This window comes from Glutamicibacter sp. X7 (assembly GCF_054889245.1).
Genome location: NZ_CM142678.1, coordinates 2,003,403 through 2,021,385, shown reverse-complemented (window position 1 = coordinate 2,021,385; position 17,983 = coordinate 2,003,403). Strand labels below are relative to the sequence as shown.

The window sequence follows — 17,983 nt, the reverse complement described above, 5'->3', positions numbered from 1 at the left end:
GGTTTACACATGAGTCGCGACATGCTTTACAAAGTATCATCGGGAATCCCCGGCCAACGGCCGGGGATTTTCTGTATGTCGGGCCAATAGTTCCGGCTCGGGTCGATTCTGTGGCGACTGAGGATATTTCGGGTTTCGGCTTCTACGACAATCACTTCCTCGAGATCGATAATCATCACGACTTTCGTGCGTGCGTTGACTTTCCGAACCCCGAGGTGGTGTAGGACTCCGTCGTGGCGCAACGTGACTTTGCCAGCGGCGTCGGTGCGATCGTGCCGGATCCGAAAGTCTCGGTCTCTGGTAACTTTCCATGCTTGGGGCCGCGCCTTGAGCGTACGGTGGTACCACTCGTTCGGTGTTTTGCGGTCGAGGGAGCGGTGGGGGCGTTCGGTGTTGTAGACGCGCTGGAAGTCATCCAGGATGTTCTGGAGCTCCTCGATGCTCTGCGGTTTCGGGTGGGCTTTGACCCAGAGGTGCTCGGTGCGGTGGAACCGTTCGACTTTGCCTTGGGTTTGCGGGTGGTTCGGGCGCCCGTTTTTCTGCTGGATCCCCAAGGTGAGTAAGAGTTTTTCGAATCTGTTGATCCCTTTCAAGAGCCGGGTGGTGTACACGGTCCCGTTATCGGTCAAGGTGCTTTGCGGGGGCCCGTAGGTGTTGAGGCATCGGGTAAAGGTCTTGATCACGATGTCCGTGGTGATCACCGGATGGACCGAGCAGTGCAGCAGATAGCGTGAATGGTCGTCGATCCAGTGAATGATCTCGACTTTCTGCCCGTTCGCGAGGGTGTCTTCGGTGAAGTCCGACTGCCAGAGTTCGTTGGGTTGTTCGGCTTGGAATCGGTGGTAGGAGCTGCGTGGGCGTTTCTTCGGGTCGGGCACGATCAGTGCCTGGGCGTGTAGGATCCGACGGACGGTGGAGGTTGAGGGGACCTGCACCCCGGCCTTGGCCAGGTGGTACTGAATGGTCAAGGGGCCTGCATCCAGTCCGGCGTCGGTGAGCTTAAGGCGGAGGCTAACGATCAGCTGTGCGATCGTCTGGGGGGTGGCCCGGGAATTTGAGTGCGGACGCCGGCTGCGTGGTTCGAGGGCCTCATCGCCGCCGGTATCGTAGGCCTTGAGTAATTGGTAGATGCGTTGGCGTCTTGGCCGCGGCTGTCGGGGCGGGAACTGGTCATACATTCCGACCGTGGAACGCGCTATCGCTCCAACTCCTGGATCACGATGACACGCACCGAGAATCTCGCTAGGTCAATGTCCAAGAAGGGGTGCTCACCGGACAACTCGGAGTGTGAAGGATTCTACGGCAGGCTCAAGTACGAGATGTTTTACTTCCGTTCATGGCCAGACGTAGCCGAGCTGGAGACAGTTTGGTGATACTTCTGGCTCGGTTGGTGCTAGAGTAGACACGACAGTTTGGCTAGGGATTATGGGTACTTCGACGGTTGGTTCTGGTGCAGCCGTACAGCTACCCGTCTCCAGTGAATACACTAAATACCTCGGATGCAAACATTAGCATAGCTTTTCCCTTTCGCGGGACTTTACCTATTTTCCTGCATGCATTCTTGTCTTTCATTTAATATATCCTCCATTGTGACGTAGAGTGGTGCAGTGAGCCCGGCCATTCGGCCCTTTCGCGGAGTTCCAATGATTGTTTGTTCAATCCGCTACGTCGAGAAACGTGCTAGGAATCCTGGTAAATAATTGACCATGCGTTCAGGTTAACTTCCCCAGTTTGGGCCGCATGTTGCTTCTTGCGTGTCAACAAGTCCTTCAACGGAATATGAGCATCGTATACTGCGGCCAGATCTGCGCCAGTCATGAGGATGATACGAGACCTCCCGGCGCCGTTTAGTTTCTCAATAGCATTGGGCTGGAATCCATCAATAGAGACGAACAAGCCAAGTGTGTTGTCCAATTTGAAGTCGATCTTGCCCGAGAATGCGTGAATATCTGATAATGCGGCAAGCTCTTTCTGCCATTTGGCCTCGAGCAGAAATTCCGTGCCATCTAATGTGAAAGCGCCATCTATCTGCTCGCCTGTAATGCGGAAAGACCCACGCGCCTCGATATCAAAGAAGTCGAATGTCTTCGTTAGAAGTTTTTCGAGCGCGTAGCCACGCGCCTGGGCAGCTAGCTGAGAGATCTCGTGAAACTCGTCCTTCAAACCCTGGAGTCCACTTTGGTAAGACTTCCGACGCTCCTCGTCTCGTCTTGCCTTCTCCTGACGCTCGCGTGCCTGCTCAGCATCGGTCTTCAAGGCGCGGTAAGGTGCGACGTTAGTGTGAAGGGTCTCGAGAGCCTGAATAGCATCTTGATAGTGCTTTTCGCCATCTTGAGTCGATTTGAGCCAACCAGGATCGGTTATATCGTCGACTGTGAGTAAGAGCCGTAGAAGATCATCAAAATATTTTGATTGGTTATCAAGCAAGAAGCGCACCGCTGTATCAGCCATCTGCCATTTGTACTGCTTAAGGTCTAGATGTCTTAGCGCTGGGTGATTAACCGACAATGTATCTCGCAGAAAGGCCTTGAGGTCGTCTTTGTACCAGTAGACAGTCCTCAGGGCCTCCACAAGTGGTTTGGCTATTGAGCGCGAAATATGTTTGTCGGACATAATCCGATTCTACTCAAATACGGGCTGGTGCGCTCATGGATAATGACGCATGAAAGTTGAACTCGGGAACAAGCTGATCTATTCCTGAATGTTTCTCTCGTCTCAGCGCCCAACACCTCAGCAATGTTCTCTAGCTTCTTCACGGAGAGAAGGTGGTCGCGCATGTCATTCACCTATCAACTAGGCTAACCTGCATGAGAGGTGTCAGCTTGAGCAATGTTGATGTGCCGGCGCGTCCTCAGCCCCATCTTCACGACGATATACTCCCTGTTCAACTACTGTTGCCTTGCAGGGTGGAAATGTTACAGAATCTCATATACGAATTATCTCAGGATTTTCAACTCTCAGCTGGGGTCATGACGTTTTCGAAAGTGGGAATAAAGCAATTCGCAAACTCGCACGATTGGCATGTCAGCCGAGCTATTCACGACCCCCAATTCTACCTTGGGCGCTCGGCCCCAACAGACCCGGAGGCTCGACCTGATGCTGTCCGGAGCAAGATCGGTATTGACGGTGCAGTCGATCCTGAAGGATGGCTCCAAGAGTGAATTGGTAGCGCTTGGCTGACGTTGGCTCGGCAGTTTGGCCAGGGTTAACTGGCGCTTCCGCACTTTGCGCGGTTACTGGGGGTGTGCACTCGTTGTTCGTTGCAGAAACGGTGGCGCCAAGTCAAATGCCGCAAACGGCTATGGCTGAGGCAGCGACGGCGCTCACGCCAATAATGAGCCCCTTGCGGGACTTGTGGTGCTCTTGGGCATTAGTCAGGTACGAGTCGTTCTCGTTTACTCTTGCTTGGTCGAAAAGTGTCCGTTCGTGTGGCTCTGGCGGTACGGACTCGAATCCCTCGTATAAACCCTGGCGCTACATGGTGGAAGGGTGCCGCTCAAGAAGCGGTCCACCGTCTCATCGGGGACGATACGCGTGCGCTAGGGCTCAACCTGCAAAAGCTGCGCCTGCAGTGTGGCTTAAGCCAAGAGAAGCTAGCTCACCGCAACCAGTGATATCCAGCAAAGTCGCCTGCGCGGCCTGAGCGTTTTTTGCGGCGAAGCTCGCGAATTAGTTACTTTGTCCAATAGAAACCGGACAACCTCGCATGTTTTGCGGGGCTCTCCGAGAAAACCCATGTGCTTGTCACAAGGACCTGAAATATGCGGGATTCAACCTTCGGCATCAGCCTGACAACGCGTAATCGACTCATTCCCTTCTGCAGCGATCTGACGTTAGTCAAACTCTTTCCACGGCAAGGAGTAACGTGTCTAATAGATAAACAGCTTTAGTGCGCAGTGTCGCCCCGGAGAAATCAGGCGGAAGATACGGTGACGCAAAGGTAGCTAGCAGCTCAACCGGGATGAGAACCTGAAACGTGAGGAGGCGCTCGGATATGCTGATCTTCTGTTTATTGATGGTTTGATGCGCATGATGAGCACTGGGTTGAAAAGATTGTACGGCCGGTTCCTCGGTTCTCGAAGGGGAGGAATTATGGAGAGAAAAACGCCGTATTATTAAAAGGGTGTTTGTTTTCTTCGAACGATTCTTTGGGGTTTAGGGCGCATGTTTTCGATAATCACCGTCTAATAAATGCTGTTCAGAGAGAAGGGCCGATGAATAAAGAGCCTGTCGCGCACAAATTACCATTCGAGTACGGAGAATTTTTATGCACGTGGTTCGTTAAAGATAAGGGTGGAGAGAGAGTCGAGTTATCTGGCTTGCTTTCTCTCGAGCTTGGCAGGTATCCTCATGGAACTTTATATGGGGATCTCCCGCTAGAGAGTTCTAACGGCGCATATGCATTTCCTCAGCAATATGAATTTGATGTCTTATATGGGCGGCTGGCGAATGGAGGCTCTGTTGCCCTGATGAATGGATGGGTTGAATACCACTTTTTGGGACAGGGCACTGTTCGAGGTGCATTTGCGGTTTTGTCGCGTAATAACTTATCAAGCGCCGAAGCTAGAAAATACGGTTCGATCACAGTCCAGATGGATGGGTTGGATGCCGTATTCGGGATAGCGCCTATTCAACGAACGAGTTTTCCGCGTGATTTGGAAGAAAACCGTACGTGGTCAGCGGAGTTGAATAAAGAAAGCGTGATGACATGGGAGTCTGATCTCATGTGCATGAAGTTGGGCTTCAGTTATTCGATTACTTCCGGGGATCCCTATGAATTTCGTATCGTATCTGGCGCTGTGTTGACGTTGTCGTCGGATAAGGCCATGCGTGCTGAGGACTGGTGGACAACGTGGGTCTCGCCCTTGCGTAGACTAATGTCGCTGATCATCAAAGATACGAGTAACGTTCATAGCTTCCTAGCCGCACAGAGTGCAGATCATGCTGGAGCAGCTAAAGATCAAGTATTTGGGCTTGGAATCACGCAAAATCCACAAAATAGTAATACCCGCAGAGTTAGGGCATTGCAACCGGCGCTTGATCTAACTGAAGACAATTGTAGCCTTTTGAGTCTATTGGAAAACTGGAAACAGCAAGTTGATGCTCGGCATCCACTGCTGGAAACTTTCGGAACCATGTTGACCATTTCAGAAGAGCATCCCCGCTCTAGAGTTTTGCTTTATTTGCAGGCATTAGAAGGTCTATTTGGGTACGAAACAGAAGCTGAAAGACAAGCGCGAGAAGTTCAGTATACAGAAAAGCGAACGCGAGTACTTGAGAGGGTCGAGCAATCCACGATTGAGTTCTTTGATCAATCTCAGATTGAAAAATCGGATTTCAGATTCATAAAAAAGAACTTGCAGAAGAGGCCTATGAGTGGATTGCAGGATGCGCTACGTCGGATACTAGATTCTCTGTCAATTGATCTTAGACCGGATCTAATTGCAACGGAGATTGCTCAACAAATTCATACTACACAAGGTGATTCTGGCGAAATTATAATTGAGTCCGTACTGGTCAAACTGCGCAATGATCTATCACATGGGTCAGCGAGCTATGATCCGCGTGATCTTGAAGAGCTTGCCAATATTCTTGATAGGATTGCACGTTCCGAGACATTGCGAGTAGTAGGCGCGCCTAGTGCAGCGTTGAGTCGTGCCCTAAAGTAGTAGCTTGAGATTTTTAGGGTTTTCTGATGGCGATGTCGTTGCGTATGAGTATATTTCTGACTGCACTTGCAGATGCGCCATTCTTCTCGCCGGTTTTGGTAAGAGACAAGTCACTCTGATACAAGCTTATGGCTAATTGCTGGTTCGATGAGGATATACGGCGATCGCGCGCCGGTATTCTGTGCTCGTCCAGTAACGCTACGATGCTGGTTTCGATATCGCAGATGCGTTCGCTAATAACGCGCTTAATTCACCGGACTTGTAGCGCTCCAGTAAATCACGAGTCTGCTTGTCATTAATGCGCAGTTTCACTCTTTGCGGGTGCCGACGGTTCCCTGCACGTTCGCTGCGTTTTGTGAGTTCTGAGCAATATTGTCTTAGCGGCGCAGTGAGTTGACGATAGTGGTAAGCACGCGGTGAAATCTGTTGGATCGCCTCCACCAACTGGAATATCTCAGTAGCTTGTTTAGAGGAGATGCCGAGATATATTCTTTAACCCGCAATTGCTTGGGCGCTGAACCCCAGCGCGGCGCTTGCTTTGTGCACGGCAGATGTGTCGTTTGGTTTTCGGGTGGTTTCGACGCTGGATTCAGTACGCCTTACAAGGCCCGCCTCCTAGCCGGGTGTACCCGCGCGCAGGAAGACTACCGGCTCTCGAATACTCCCTATAGGACGCCTCGTATCTCTGCAGGTGAGCAACTTCAGCACACTATCGAGTCGCGAGGACCGGCAGTAGCATGCTGGTATGTGCCGCAATATACATACCCTGCATAACTTCGAGCCAGCCGCGACAGCCGAAGAGGTGCACGCCGCCGCCTTGCAATACGTACGAAAGATCGCCGGGACGACGAAGCCGTCGAAAGCCAACCAGGAGGCCTTCGACCGCGCCGTAGGCGAGATCGCGCATGCGACGCAACATCTACTCGATGATCTGGTGGCTACGCGTCCGCCGAAGAATCGCGAAGAAGAAGCCGCGAAAGCACGTGCCCGCGCCGTCGCTTCAGGACGGTATCAGTAGTAGCGTCACGGATAGTTCCTTTAGAAACCGAGCGGAAGGAACAAAGTGATGGTTCACGTGGCCCTGACTGCGGCGCTGGTCCTGTTTGCCGTCCTTGGAATCTTTCAAGTCTTAGTTGCACTCGGCTTACCCTATGGACGCTTCGTCTGGGGCGGTCAGCATCGCAGACTGCCACCAAAATTGCGCGTCGGTAGCCTCATCGCAGTGCTGCTTTACGTCGGTTTCGCCGCACTACTGTCGAGTCGCGCCGGCGTGCTGCCCGGAGGCGAGTCGCCCGTTGTGCGAGTTTTGACGTGGGTGCTGTTCGCATATCTCGTTATTGGTGTCGGCATGAATGCCATCTCGCGCAGCCCTTCCGAGCGGTGGACGATGACGCCGACCACCGTCGTTCTTGCCCTCGCAACCTGGGCCATAGCCCTAAGCTAATGTGTTTACACCCGCGAGATGGCCGGTGGGTGGTGTGTAGCGGCGCGGCACCGTCCCGACGGGGCCGTGTCGCTTGCCGTCCATGGCTCTCGGGTCTAGCGTGGGCCGTGGGACTACGCCGACCGGAACAAAGGGGATAAGCCGTGGGGATTGTTTGTTGTGACGTTACGGTCTCATTGGATGGATTCGTGGCTGGACCCGAGCAGTCGCGAGAGGAGCCGCTGGGGATCGGCGGTGAAGAATTACACCGTTGGATGTTCGAGCGCCGCGAGGAGAATCTCGCTGAAGTTGAGGCCATCGTCGATGCGGGTGCGTTCATCATGGGACGCAACATGTTTGGTCCGGTACGTGGAGTGTGGGATGAGATCTGGCGTGGCTGGTGGGGCGATGAACCGCCATATCATGCTCCGGTATTCGTGCTGACGCACCATGAACGGGAACCGATCCCTATGCGCGGGGGCACCACGTTCTATTTTGTCACCGGGGGAGTGCACGAAGCCCTAGAGCGCGCACGTGAGGTGTCTGCGGAACGCAATATCGCCGTGGCCGGTGGGGCGCAAACCATCAACCAATTCCTTGCCGCTGGCTTATTGGACGAACTGCGTCTGCATATTGCGCCAATTCTCCTCGGCGCCGGGGCACGCCTCTTTGATGAGGTTCCCTTGATCGATGCGGTGCCGATTCATTCACGGGCCGATCCGCTCGTCACCCATTCGACGTACAGGTTTCCCCAAAAGAGCGGAGCATGAGGTGTTCTGATTCTGGGACAGAGAATTTGCTCGTACCCAAAATGCGGACTTCCCGGCCGTGGGGCAGGCATCGCGTAGGATCGAAACAGCATCTGAAGCATTGGAGTATCTATGTCCCCTGGACCGCATCGGCCGCGGCATGAACTGGGCCGCAAAGCCTCGCCGACCACGTCCACGGCGGTGTCCCCGGTCTTTCGTTGTGTTGAGAACGGACAAATGACCGAGCGGCCAGAAGTGACCACGGCGGATGAGGCTCTGGCCTATGCGGCGGCCGGTACCCATCGGATGGCCTTGTCGCTCTATCCAGCGCCGACCCACGAGGATATCCATGCGCTCATTGCGGCGTGGCAGCTGCACCCGGTCTTGGCCGATGATTTGCTTCACGCCCGACAGCGTCCCAAGCTCGAACGCTATGGGGATGTTGTTTTTCTGGTGCTGCGCTCCGCGCGGTATATCGACGAGTCCGAAGAAGTCGAATTCTCGGAATTTCATATCCTGATGCGCCCTAACGCTCTTGCGGTACTTTGCCAAGATCGGCGCTGGATCGACGGAACTCGCGGGGAAGCGTTGGAGGCCAGCGTGGCCGAGGGAATCGCTGGAGGTACCCGCACCGCCCTGGCCGATGACGCGCGGCTCGGTCTAGGGCCCGAAGCGGTGCTCTATCGGCTACTCGACGAGATGGTCGATGGCTACCAGCCTGTGCTCCAGGGCCTGGGCATCGATAAAGAGCAAGTCGAACGGCAGGTCTTTAGCGGGGATGCTGCCGTGGCCGAACGTATCTACCGGTTGAGTCAAGAAGTCATCGACATGCAACATGCGACGATGGCCATGCTCGAGGTGGTGCGGGGGATTCGTAGCGGTTTTGAGAAGTACAACGTTCCCGAACAGTTGCAGGCCTATTTACAGGACGTCTTGGACCACTTGAAGCGTGCCAATGTTCAAATTGGCGAATATCGCGAGGCGCTGAGCCAGATCTTGAGCGTCAACGCCACGTTGGTGGCACAACGGCAAAACGAGGACATGAAGAAGATCTCCGGATGGGCTGCCATTCTCTTCGCACCTACGCTCATCGGCGCCATCTATGGCATGAACTTCGACCACATGCCCGAACTGCACTGGGCCTTTGGCTACCCGGCAGCCCTGATCGTCATGCTGGGTTTCACCGTGACCCTCTTTGTCGTGTTCAAGCGACGTAACTGGTTCTGAGTAGAGCAATGGCGCAACCAAAGGTCGACTTCAAAAAGATCCTGCCCGGTTATCAGGCGTCCGTTGGGAGCCCGACGTTGATCACCACGGCCCCGACCCGATACTTCGTGGTTGACGGCTCCGGCGACCCAAATACGGCCGAGGATTACCGGCAGGCGTTGCAGGCGCTGTATCCCGTGGCATATGCTCTCAAGTTCGCCAGCAAAGACCGCGGGCAAGATTATGTGGTGCCACCGCTCGAGGGGTTGTGGTGGGCCGAGGATATGGATTCGTTCACACGACGGCGCGACAAGTCGAAATGGCAGTGGAGCATGATGCTACTGATTCCCTCATGGATGACTGACGCCGATGCTCAAGCAGCGATCCAGCGGGTAGCGCACAAATCCTCGCCACCCGAGGCGGTGCACCGGGTACGGGTCGTGGAACTCGATGAAGGTCAGTGCGTCCAGGCCTTACACCTTGGACCGTACGATGATGAAGGACCGTTGCTCGAGCACATGCACCACGAATTCATCCCACAACATGGCCTCGAGCTCACTGGACGACACCACGAGATCTATTTGAGCGATCCGCGGCGAGCTGCGCCAGAGAAACTACGCACCATATTGCGCCAACCCGTGCGGAGATCGACCTGATACGGCCCTTACGTGGATCACCGAGAGAAGACCGACGTTGGATACCGAGCGAAGAGAGCATCAGATGAACTCACGAACCGAGCTCACACCGGAAAGTACCGTTGCCGAGGTGCAGGCGGCATTGGCCGACGCTGCCGACGAGAAGATTCTCGCCGTGAATCTCAAACATGGCAACAACATTGCCGTGAACCTCGGAACCGTTCGCGCCATTGCCAAGTCGTTGAAAAGCAACCACGAGCTAGCCGGCGCGCTGTGGGCATCGAAGGACCCCACAACGCGGCTAGTGGCGATTTTGATCTGTAAACCGCGGCTATTTACGCTCGAAGACCTCGACCGGTGGCTCCGTGAGGAACCCACCCCCAAAGTGCAAGACTGGCTTCTGAGTTACGTCGTGAAAAAATCAAAGCTCTTGGAACAGGCCCGCCAGTCGTGGATTGCTGACCCTACGCCGGAGGTAGCGAGTGCCGGATGGGAATTGACCGCCTTTCAGGTCGCCAAGGCTCCCGACGTGCTGGACCTGCCAGCCCTGTTGGACACAATCGAAGCACAGATGAAACACGCACCCGAACGGTTGCAGTGGGCAATGAACAACACCCTTGCGGCTATCGGCATCGAACGCGAGCCACTGCGCGAACGCGCGGTTCGGATCGGTCATGAACTAGGCGTACTCGCCGACTATCCCACGCCACCGGGGTGCACCTCACCGTTTGCCCCGGTGTGGATTGAGGAAATCGTCGCGCGGCGTGCTGCCCAGCAAGCCGGATAGGGGGGCGGGACTTACTCGGCGGGTCTCGGCGTACCCCACCCCTTCATTGCTTGGACCCAAGGGCTTACGGAAACCGTGGAACCATCGAGTATGTCGAGGGTCTGTCGCTCTCCGTTGGTAATGAGCGGCACGTCTACGTGGAGACCTTGTTCCGTGGTCCGTACCTCAAGTCTCGTGGTGACGTCAGGATCCAGCGTGGTGGAGGCCGCGGACCATTTCACCGCGGACATCGCCGATTCTCCGGCCGGGATCGCGATTCTTTCGGCCAAGACGTTGGGCATCGGTTCGAGGGTGACGTCTTTCTGCAAGTTTCCCTTGGTATTGATGAAACGGATATCTGGTGTGGCCTCGAGCGCGCAGGTTCGAGAGGAAACATTCTGCACGTTCAGTTGTAGAAATCGTGACCCGGCGGCCGCATCGGAACCGGCCGGAGCCACGACGAGATCCTGGTCGGTGCAGTCCGGAGCCCGGGGATCCTGCGGCCACGGGGTGACTCCTTCGGGTGCTACGACGGGCTTGGGAATCAAATGTGAGGGCTTCTTATCGCCGAGCCAGCCCTCGGCGAGTACCTCATAGGACGGGCTGAAGAGGATGAAAGGCAGCGGGTCGGTGCGCAACGGCCGGTGGTCTTTCAGCCACCGTTCAAGTTCCTCGTGGTTTCTCGCCGAACTATTTTCGGCCAGGTTCACGCTGAGCTTGGAAGGGTCCATTCCGGCGGTTGCCACGGAATCCAGGCCTGCCACCTCGAGAAACAACTTGAGCTTTTCAAGGTCGGGTTCACCCCAGACGGTGTACCGCAGGCTGTCATCGGTGGTGCGTAATTCGACCTGAAAATGTTGCGCGTACGCGAGTTCAGCGAGGCGACCGAGTGTGGCGGCGTCGGATACTTCGGCAGAGTTGGCGTGGACGTCGATAGCCCCGGCCTGCATGAGGACAAACGACTGTCGAACCTGCTGATCGCTGTCTTCGTTCAGCGCGACGTCGAGTACCGGCCGCGGCTCGCCGGGGGTGACTCCAGCATTTACTTCAGCATGCCAAGCGATATTCCGCTCGGACGCGAAAGCATTCGCGAGGAGATAGTAGATCTGCTGCGCCGTGGACCCGGCCCGTTCTGGCGGAAGATTTTCGTCGAGAACGGCCGTGACCGAAAACAAGAGGGAGTCTTCGTCCAGTCCATCGTGTGAAAGTACGTCGGTACTCGTGGACAGGTCCCGAACCCCATCCAAGGAGCGGGCCTGGTCGAGGGAATCGCAGATCTCGGGGTGTTCTTGGCAAACGCTAGTCACGCTTGGGGTCGTACACCCAAGTAAGGGCAGTGCCAGAAGACAGGTAAGCGCTAAGGTGCGACAACCACGGAAGTTCATGGCTTCACGCTATCAAGAAGAATGTGGCTATGACCGGGTACGAGAAAATCCCCCGTTCGAATCATTGGGTCGAACAGGGGATTTTCTGTGCGATGAGCTGGTGTCGGACTAGCGCCGCGCCTCAACGCCGTCGCGGAGGAACAACTTCGAGACTGCCCACAGCACGGCGGTGAGACCACCGGTGAGCAGCAACTGGGTACGTGCCGTGGCATCGGTCATCGCAATGGCCACGATGGCCGCCATCGCCGCGATTGTCGCAATGGAGAGGTATGGGAAGCCCCATAGCTTCATCGGTAGGGTCTCACCGTTACGCTCGGCTCGTCGCCGCAAAATGAACTGAGTGACCGCGATGAATGACCAAATCACGATGATCGTGGAGCCGACCACGTTGAGCAACATCGGCATTACCGCATCCGGCCAGATCCAGTTCAGCCCGACGGCCAGGAAGGAGAAGGCAACGGAGGAAAGTACCGCATTGGCGGGGACGCCCTGACCGGTAACGTGAGTAACCTGCTTCGGAGCCAGTTTGCGCTTCCCTAGGGAGAAGAGCATCCGTGAGGAACCGTAGATGTTCGCGTTCATGGCCGACAGCAGGGCGATGACCACAATGGCGCTCATAATCAGTTCCACGCCGGGAACGTTCATCACACCGAGGACGGCCGAGAACGGGCCGTCAACAATCTCCGGGGCATTCCACGGCAAAACCGCAACGATAACGATGATCGAACCCAGGTAGAAGAACAGGATACGCAGCATGACCTGCGAGACGGTGCGCTTGATATTGCGCTGTGGATCATCGGATTCGGCTGCGGCGATGGAAACGACCTCGGTGCCACCGAAGGAGAAGATCACGATGAGCAAGGCGGCGGCGATACCGGTCATTCCGGCCGGAGCGAAGCCACCGTGGGCCGCAAAGTTCGCAAAACCAACGGGGTGATCGGTGGGGATAATCCCGGTTAGTACCATGACGCCGAAGGCGAGGAAGGCAATAATGGCAGCGACCTTGATGAAGGCGAACCAGAACTCAAACTTTCCGTAGTTGCCCACGCCTAGCAGGTTGGCGCCGGTGAGCGCCACCACGAAGATTAACACCCAGATCCACTGGGCGATGCCCGGGAACCAACTGGCGACGATTGCCGCGGCACCCGTGGCCTCGGCCGCCACCACCACAATCAGCTGTATCCAGTACAGCCAGCCCACGGTGCTGCCTGCGCTGCGGCCCATGGCCTTATGCGCGAAGGTGGAGAAGGCGCCGGAGGAGGGGTCGGCCGCGACCATTTCGGCCAGCATGGCCATGATGATGATCACCACGGTGCCAGCGAGCAGGTAGGAAATCAGCACCGCCGGACCGGCGATCGCGATCGCCTGGCCGGAACCGACGAACAGGCCGGCGCCGATGGCGCCGCCCAGGCCCATCATCGAGATCTGACGCTGCGTCAGCCCCGCGTGCAGGCTTCCGTTCTCCGGCGCCGTCTTCTGTTCAAGTTTGCTGATGCTCAAAGCGTGCTACCTTCCAAAACCGGGGCCAGCGCCGCAAGGACACGATCAACATCGTGGGCGGTGCCGGAGGAAATACGCAGACCTTCTCCGGGGAAGGCGCGCACGACCACGCCGCCCGCGGCCAGTCGGGCCTCGAGCTCGGTGGTGTTTTCACCTGCTGCGACCCACACGAAATTCGCCTGCGAGGCCACCGCGGGGTAGCCGGCGTCCTGCAAGCCCTGAAGCATGCGTTCACGCTGCGCGACGACTTCGTCGATGCGCTCGTTGAGCTCATCGTCCGCGGCCAGCGAAGCCAGTGCCGCATGCTGGGCGAGGTCGGTGACGCCGAAGGGAATGGCGACCTTGCGCAAGTTTTCTGCCACGGGCTGCGGGGAGATGGCATAACCGATGCGCAGACCGGCCAACCCGTAGGCCTTGGAGAAGGTGTGCAACACCGAGACGTTCGGATACTTGGCAAACATGGCAAGTCCTTCGGCGCGCACCTCGGACTTGTCGAAATGCACGTACGCCTCGTCGATTACGACCAACACATCCTGCGGGACTGCGGCGATGAAGGTATCCAGTGCCTGAGCATCAACTACGGTGCCGGTGGGGTTATTCGGGTTGCAGATAAAGATCAGGCGAGTTTTATCGGTGATTGCCGCCAGCATGGCCTGAAGGTCATGGCGGTGCTCGGCATCGAGCGGCACCATCACCGGGGTGGCGCCGGCGATGCGCACCAGCGAAGGGTAGGCCTCGAACGAACGCCACGCGAACATGACCTCATCGCCCTCGGCAGCCACCGCGTGGATGAGCTGGCTGGCAACTTCGACGGACCCGGCGCCCAAGGTGATGCACTCGGCCGGGACGTGGTGCTCGGCGGCGAGGGCGCCGATGAGTTCGGTGGCCGCAATACTCGGGTAGCGGTGAATGTTCTGCAGGCGATCGGCCACGGCGTTGACGACAGAGTCCAGGGGCGGGTGCGGCGATTCATTCGACGACAGCTTCGAAGCTCCGGGAGCGGCGGCTTTGCCCTGACGGTAAGCCGGGACTTCGGCCAGCGAGGGGCGCTGGTTGATTGACATGTTCTGTCCTCTCTGACGTTCGAAACCGGCCGCAGTGGGGTGGTGCATCTGTACCGCCGGTGTGGCCGCTCATAACCTGCGTGAATCAGCTCACAGGCTACGAGCGTAAGTGGGTTGGCTCACGTGTGCAATCGTTGCTCGGTCGACTATGCACACTGCGCATCTTGGGGTGGCTTTAGCCGCGAATTACTGGTCAGTCTGTATAGCTTTTTCGGAAGTCTCCGTGCGTTGCGCACAGGCCTCTACCAGGGGCAAGGTACGCCCCTGGAAGTGCTCGCGCAGGGCCATTGACGAGGCGGTGCGCGCTACTCCGGGCACCTGATTGATGCGATCGAAGATGCTCTGTAGGTCTTGGGCGTTGCGCGCCACAATGCGCAACTGCAAATCGTGGGCGCCGGTGACGGTATACATATCGACGATTTCCGGAATGGATTCGGCGAGGGCCGCGGCCACCGGTTCGTGGCCATAGCGCTGGATGATCTCCACCGAGCAGAAGGCCACCAGCTGGTAGTCGAAACCCGTGGGTTGGATGCGAGGCACGATGGCCTCGATAACCCCGCCCTCGTGTAGGCGGCTCAGGCGACTAGTGACGGTGCCGCGTGCGACACCCAGCCGTCGGGCGCATTCCATGGCTGGCAGATTTGGGTTTTCGGTCAGCAGACGGATTAGCGCGGCATCCAACTTGTCGATTCGCATCATGCTCTCCTTCTGTTCCGCCAGTTATGCGCCATCTAAAAGGCTACCGGTGGTAGGCGGTAATCGGTTACGCGCCGGCCTCGGGCGCGGCTTCATCCAGTGAGATCAGCCCATCGTTCTCCTGCGCCATACGCAAAGCGCTCCGGCGAATCGTGGTGGCCATGGCTGCCGCGGCCGGGGAAAGGCTGACATCACGGCGATGGGCTAGTGACAGGGTGCGGGTCATTTGTGGTTCGCTGAGCCGAAGCGTGCGCAGTTGCGGCCGATTGATGGCAACGGTAGCCGGGACGATGGCTAGGCCGAGTTTGCTTTCCACAAAGCCTAGGACCGCGTCCATTTCCACGCCCTCAAGGACAATATGCGGCGTTAGGCCCCGTGCGTTATAGGCCTGGGCGGTCGCCGAGCGTAGGTCGTAGCTGGTTGACAATGCAATCTGTGGCAACGGGGCAAGCTCCCCGAGGGTGAGCCGCCCGTTGCGACCGGGTAGTGAACGGGCAAGATCGGAAATCACCACCAGTTCTTCGCGAAGTAGCGGGATGTCCACTAGGCTCCCGTCGGCAATCCCGTGCTCGCTGGAGACGATCAATGCCATGTCTAGTACACCTGCGGTGAGCTCTTCGAGAAGAGTCTTGGAGCCAGCCTCGCGCAACTGAAGTTCAATGCCCGGGTACCGGTTGTGGAAGTCGTGCAGCACATCGGTGAGCAGGCTCATGCACAGTGATGGCGGGGCGCCGAAGCGTACTGTGCCCTTGCGCAGACCAGCGAGTTCGGCCATTTCGCGGCGGACCCGATCCGCGTCGGCGAGCATGCGCGTGGCTAGGGGGAGCAGCGCCTGACCCGCGGCGGTGAGCGTGATATTTCCGCGGGCCCGATGAAAGAGCTCGGCGCCCAGATCCTGTTCGAGGGTGGCTATTTGGCGGCTGAGCGAGGGTTGAGCCAGATGCAATTGACCCGCCGCCTGTGTGAAGTGACCCACCGCGGCGAGGGTGGCGAAGCTGCGCAACTGCTCAAGATTCATAGCTATAGCATATTGCTATCGAAACCACATGAATAATTCATTGGACGTATTCTCGGTGGGAGTTCAGTCTGGAACCATGACGACACAAACACAGCGAGAACAGCAGATTTCCACCTCCGTTCTGGTCATTGGCACCGGCGGGTCCGGTCTGCGTGCGGCCATTGAACTAGCCGAATTAGGCGTGGATGTCGTGGCAGTCGGCAAACGACCGAAACACGATGCGCACACCTCCTTAGCCGCCGGAGGCATTAACGCGGCCTTGGGCACCATGGACGAGGAAGACTCCTGGCAGCAACATGCTGCCGACACCATCAAGGAAAGCTACTTCCTTGCCGACCCGCGGACCGTGGAAGTGGTCGCCCGGGGTGCTGCGCGCGGAATCGAAGATCTCGAACGTTATGGGATGAACTTTGCCCGAGAAGACGATGGACGCATCTCCCAGCGGTTCTTCGGCGCGCATACCTTCCGCCGCACGGCGTTCGCTGGGGACTACACGGGACTGGAGATTCAACGCACGCTGATCCGGCGCAGTGAGCAACTGAAGATTTCGATCCTCGACTCCGTGTACATCACTCGGTTGCTGGTCACCGACGGACAGATTTTCGGCGCCTACGGTTTCGACCTGAACACCGGGCAACGGTACCTGATCCATGCCGACGCGGTGATCTTGGCCGCCGGCGGACACAACCGGATCTGGCGCCGCACCTCCTCGCGGCGAGACGAGAATACCGGAGACTCTTTCCGCCTCGCCGTCGAGGCCGGCGCCCGGCTGCGCGACCCCGAACTCGTACAGTTCCATCCCTCGGGCATCATCGAACCCGAAAACACGGCAGGAACCCTGATCTCCGAGGCAGCACGCGGAGAAGGCGGGATTCTACGCAACGGACTGGGGGAGCGATTCATGCAACGCTACGACCCGGAGCGCATGGAACTATCAACGCGTGACCGGGTAGCCCTCGCCGCCTACACTGAGATCGCCGAGGGACGCGGGACGGCCAACGGTGGTGTGTGGCTCGATGTGTCACATCTACCGCGCGAGATCATCATGCAACGCCTTCCGCGGGTCTATCAGACAATGCTCGAGGTGCAGATGCTCGACATTACCCGCGAACCCATCGAAATTGCCCCCACCGCACACTATTCGATGGGAGGAGTCTGGGTAGATCCGCTCGATCATTCCACGGAAGTGCGCGGCCTGTATGCCATTGGCGAGGCCTCGAGCGGACTGCATGGGGCGAACCGACTCGGCGGTAACTCACTGATCGAATTGTTGGTGTTCGGCAGAATCGTGGGGCAGGCGGCCGCGGCCTACTCGGCGGGACTGAACGCCCAACCACGCTCGGCGACCGCGCTGGCACAGGCGCGCGCCGACATCGATGAGCTACTCGCCGCCGACGGGCCGGAGAACGTCCGGTCATTGCAGCGCGATATACGTAATCTCATGACCGAACACGCCGGCGTGGTTCGCGATGAGCAGGGGCTCCTGCGCGGCTTGGAGAAGCTCGGATCCGTTGAAGAACGCATCACGCGGGTAGGTATTCACCCAGATATCGCCGGATACCAGGATCTGGCCCATGCCTTTGACCTGAAATCGGCCGCGCTTGCCGCCCGCGCCACCTTGGAGGCTGCCTTGGAACGCCGCGAAACCCGCGGATGCCACAACCGCAGCGATTACCCGCAGCAAGATCCGGCACTTGAGGTAAACCTCGTCTGGTCCCCACAAAATGGTGTGGTGCGTGAACCAATCGCGCCGGTGCCCGCAGAGATTGCCGAACTCATCGCTGCCCAGGAAATCTCGACCGCCGGCAAGCTGGTCGAGTAACGTCCGATCAAGGCCACGGCCGGCACGCCCTGTTACAGGGCGTGCCGGCC

Annotated in this window: 15 protein-coding genes and 1 pseudogene; 9 read left to right on the top strand and 7 right to left on the bottom strand. The window is 57.5% G+C overall.

Annotation, left to right across the window (positions count from 1 at the left end):
- Positions 1-26: 26 nt before the first annotated feature.
- Positions 27-1,178 (bottom strand): DDE-type integrase/transposase/recombinase, encoded by a 1,152-nt coding sequence (locus ACYU0X_RS09730; RefSeq protein ID WP_461900457.1) that lies wholly within the window; start codon positions 1,176-1,178, stop codon positions 27-29.
- Here ACYU0X_RS09730 and ACYU0X_RS09725 point away from each other — a divergent pair.
- Positions 1,158-1,349: pseudogene (locus ACYU0X_RS09725) on the top strand (IS3 family transposase); the annotation flags it as partial. The gene ACYU0X_RS09730 and the pseudogene ACYU0X_RS09725 sit on opposite strands and share 21 nt — an antisense overlap.
- Positions 1,350-1,680: 331 nt before the next feature.
- On the opposite strand, the gene ACYU0X_RS09720 reads toward ACYU0X_RS09725, so the two are convergent.
- Positions 1,681-2,613, bottom strand: coding sequence for a restriction endonuclease (locus ACYU0X_RS09720; RefSeq protein ID WP_461900455.1), 933 nt, complete (start codon positions 2,611-2,613; stop codon positions 1,681-1,683).
- A gap of 1,601 nt (positions 2,614-4,214) precedes the next feature.
- Here ACYU0X_RS09720 and ACYU0X_RS09715 point away from each other — a divergent pair.
- From ACYU0X_RS09715 to ACYU0X_RS09685, 7 genes are all read left to right on the top strand, one after another.
- Complete coding sequence (locus ACYU0X_RS09715; protein WP_461900453.1) at positions 4,215-5,669, top strand: ApeA N-terminal domain 1-containing protein; 1,455 nt, start codon at positions 4,215-4,217, stop codon at positions 5,667-5,669.
- Between the two features lie 745 nt (positions 5,670-6,414).
- Positions 6,415-6,687 carry a DUF2277 domain-containing protein gene (locus ACYU0X_RS09710; protein ID WP_309406912.1) on the top strand — a complete coding sequence of 91 codons (273 nt, stop codon included), beginning with the start codon at positions 6,415-6,417 and terminating at the stop codon, positions 6,685-6,687.
- Between the two features lie 48 nt (positions 6,688-6,735).
- Entirely contained in the window at positions 6,736-7,113 is a 378-nt protein-coding gene (locus ACYU0X_RS09705; protein WP_461900451.1) for a hypothetical protein, read from the top strand.
- 143 nt (positions 7,114-7,256) lie between these two features.
- A complete protein-coding gene (locus ACYU0X_RS09700) occupies positions 7,257-7,862 on the top strand; it encodes a dihydrofolate reductase family protein (protein ID WP_461900449.1) in 606 nt (201 codons plus the stop codon).
- A 216-nt stretch (positions 7,863-8,078) separates the two neighbouring features.
- Entirely contained in the window at positions 8,079-9,068 is a 990-nt protein-coding gene (locus ACYU0X_RS09695; protein ID WP_461900448.1) for a magnesium and cobalt transport protein CorA, read from the top strand.
- A gap of 8 nt (positions 9,069-9,076) precedes the next feature.
- Complete coding sequence (locus ACYU0X_RS09690) at positions 9,077-9,703, top strand: GyrI-like domain-containing protein (protein WP_418906762.1); 627 nt, start codon at positions 9,077-9,079, stop codon at positions 9,701-9,703.
- A gap of 64 nt (positions 9,704-9,767) precedes the next feature.
- A complete protein-coding gene (locus tag ACYU0X_RS09685; protein WP_461900446.1) occupies positions 9,768-10,469 on the top strand; it encodes a DNA alkylation repair protein in 702 nt (233 codons plus the stop codon).
- A gap of 11 nt (positions 10,470-10,480) precedes the next feature.
- On the opposite strand, the gene ACYU0X_RS09680 is transcribed toward ACYU0X_RS09685, so the two are convergent.
- From ACYU0X_RS09680 to ACYU0X_RS09660, 5 genes are all read right to left on the bottom strand, one after another.
- Positions 10,481-11,755 carry a DUF4232 domain-containing protein gene (locus ACYU0X_RS09680; protein ID WP_461900444.1) on the bottom strand — a complete coding sequence of 425 codons (1,275 nt, stop codon included), beginning with the start codon at positions 11,753-11,755 and terminating at the stop codon, positions 10,481-10,483.
- A gap of 186 nt (positions 11,756-11,941) precedes the next feature.
- Positions 11,942-13,333 carry an amino acid permease gene (locus tag ACYU0X_RS09675; protein WP_461900443.1) on the bottom strand — a complete coding sequence of 464 codons (1,392 nt, stop codon included), beginning with the start codon at positions 13,331-13,333 and terminating at the stop codon, positions 11,942-11,944.
- Positions 13,330-14,397, bottom strand: a complete 1,068-nt coding sequence (gene hisC, locus ACYU0X_RS09670) for a histidinol-phosphate transaminase (RefSeq protein WP_461900442.1) — start codon at positions 14,395-14,397, stop codon at positions 13,330-13,332. Before hisC ends, ACYU0X_RS09675 begins: the two co-directional genes overlap by 4 nt.
- Positions 14,398-14,583: 186 nt before the next feature.
- Positions 14,584-15,096, bottom strand: a complete 513-nt coding sequence (locus ACYU0X_RS09665; RefSeq protein WP_418906757.1) for an Lrp/AsnC family transcriptional regulator — start codon at positions 15,094-15,096, stop codon at positions 14,584-14,586.
- Positions 15,097-15,160: 64 nt separating this feature from the next.
- Entirely contained in the window at positions 15,161-16,111 is a 951-nt protein-coding gene (locus ACYU0X_RS09660; RefSeq protein WP_461900440.1) for a LysR family transcriptional regulator, read from the bottom strand.
- Positions 16,112-16,187: 76 nt separating this feature from the next.
- Between ACYU0X_RS09660 and ACYU0X_RS09655 the strand changes: the two genes are divergently transcribed.
- The gene (locus tag ACYU0X_RS09655; RefSeq protein ID WP_461900438.1) at positions 16,188-17,933 is read left to right on the top strand and encodes an L-aspartate oxidase; all 1,746 of its coding nucleotides are present in this window, start codon (positions 16,188-16,190) and stop codon (positions 17,931-17,933) included.
- Positions 17,934-17,983 lie beyond the last annotated feature (50 nt).

What these genes read in the sequence shown, in the direction of transcription:
- hisC (WP_461900442.1), bottom strand. Translation starts at nt 14,397, where the DNA reads ATGTCAATCAACCAGCGCCCCTCGCTGGCCGAAGTCCCGGCTTACCGT.
- ACYU0X_RS09660 (WP_461900440.1), bottom strand. Translation starts at nt 16,111, where the DNA reads ATGAATCTTGAGCAGTTGCGCAGCTTCGCCACCCTCGCCGCGGTGGGT.
- ACYU0X_RS09685 (WP_461900446.1), top strand. Translation starts at nt 9,768, where the DNA reads ATGAACTCACGAACCGAGCTCACACCGGAAAGTACCGTTGCCGAGGTG.
- ACYU0X_RS09695 (WP_461900448.1), top strand. Translation starts at nt 8,079, where the DNA reads ATGACCGAGCGGCCAGAAGTGACCACGGCGGATGAGGCTCTGGCCTAT.
- ACYU0X_RS09665 (WP_418906757.1), bottom strand. Translation starts at nt 15,096, where the DNA reads ATGATGCGAATCGACAAGTTGGATGCCGCGCTAATCCGTCTGCTGACC.
- ACYU0X_RS09730 (WP_461900457.1), bottom strand. Translation starts at nt 1,178, where the DNA reads ATGTATGACCAGTTCCCGCCCCGACAGCCGCGGCCAAGACGCCAACGC.
- ACYU0X_RS09710 (WP_309406912.1), top strand. Translation starts at nt 6,415, where the DNA reads ATGTGCCGCAATATACATACCCTGCATAACTTCGAGCCAGCCGCGACA.
- ACYU0X_RS09715 (WP_461900453.1), top strand. Translation starts at nt 4,215, where the DNA reads ATGAATAAAGAGCCTGTCGCGCACAAATTACCATTCGAGTACGGAGAA.
- ACYU0X_RS09655 (WP_461900438.1), top strand. Translation starts at nt 16,188, where the DNA reads ATGACGACACAAACACAGCGAGAACAGCAGATTTCCACCTCCGTTCTG.
- ACYU0X_RS09720 (WP_461900455.1), bottom strand. Translation starts at nt 2,613, where the DNA reads ATGTCCGACAAACATATTTCGCGCTCAATAGCCAAACCACTTGTGGAG.
- ACYU0X_RS09690 (WP_418906762.1), top strand. Translation starts at nt 9,077, where the DNA reads ATGGCGCAACCAAAGGTCGACTTCAAAAAGATCCTGCCCGGTTATCAG.
- ACYU0X_RS09705 (WP_461900451.1), top strand. Translation starts at nt 6,736, where the DNA reads ATGGTTCACGTGGCCCTGACTGCGGCGCTGGTCCTGTTTGCCGTCCTT.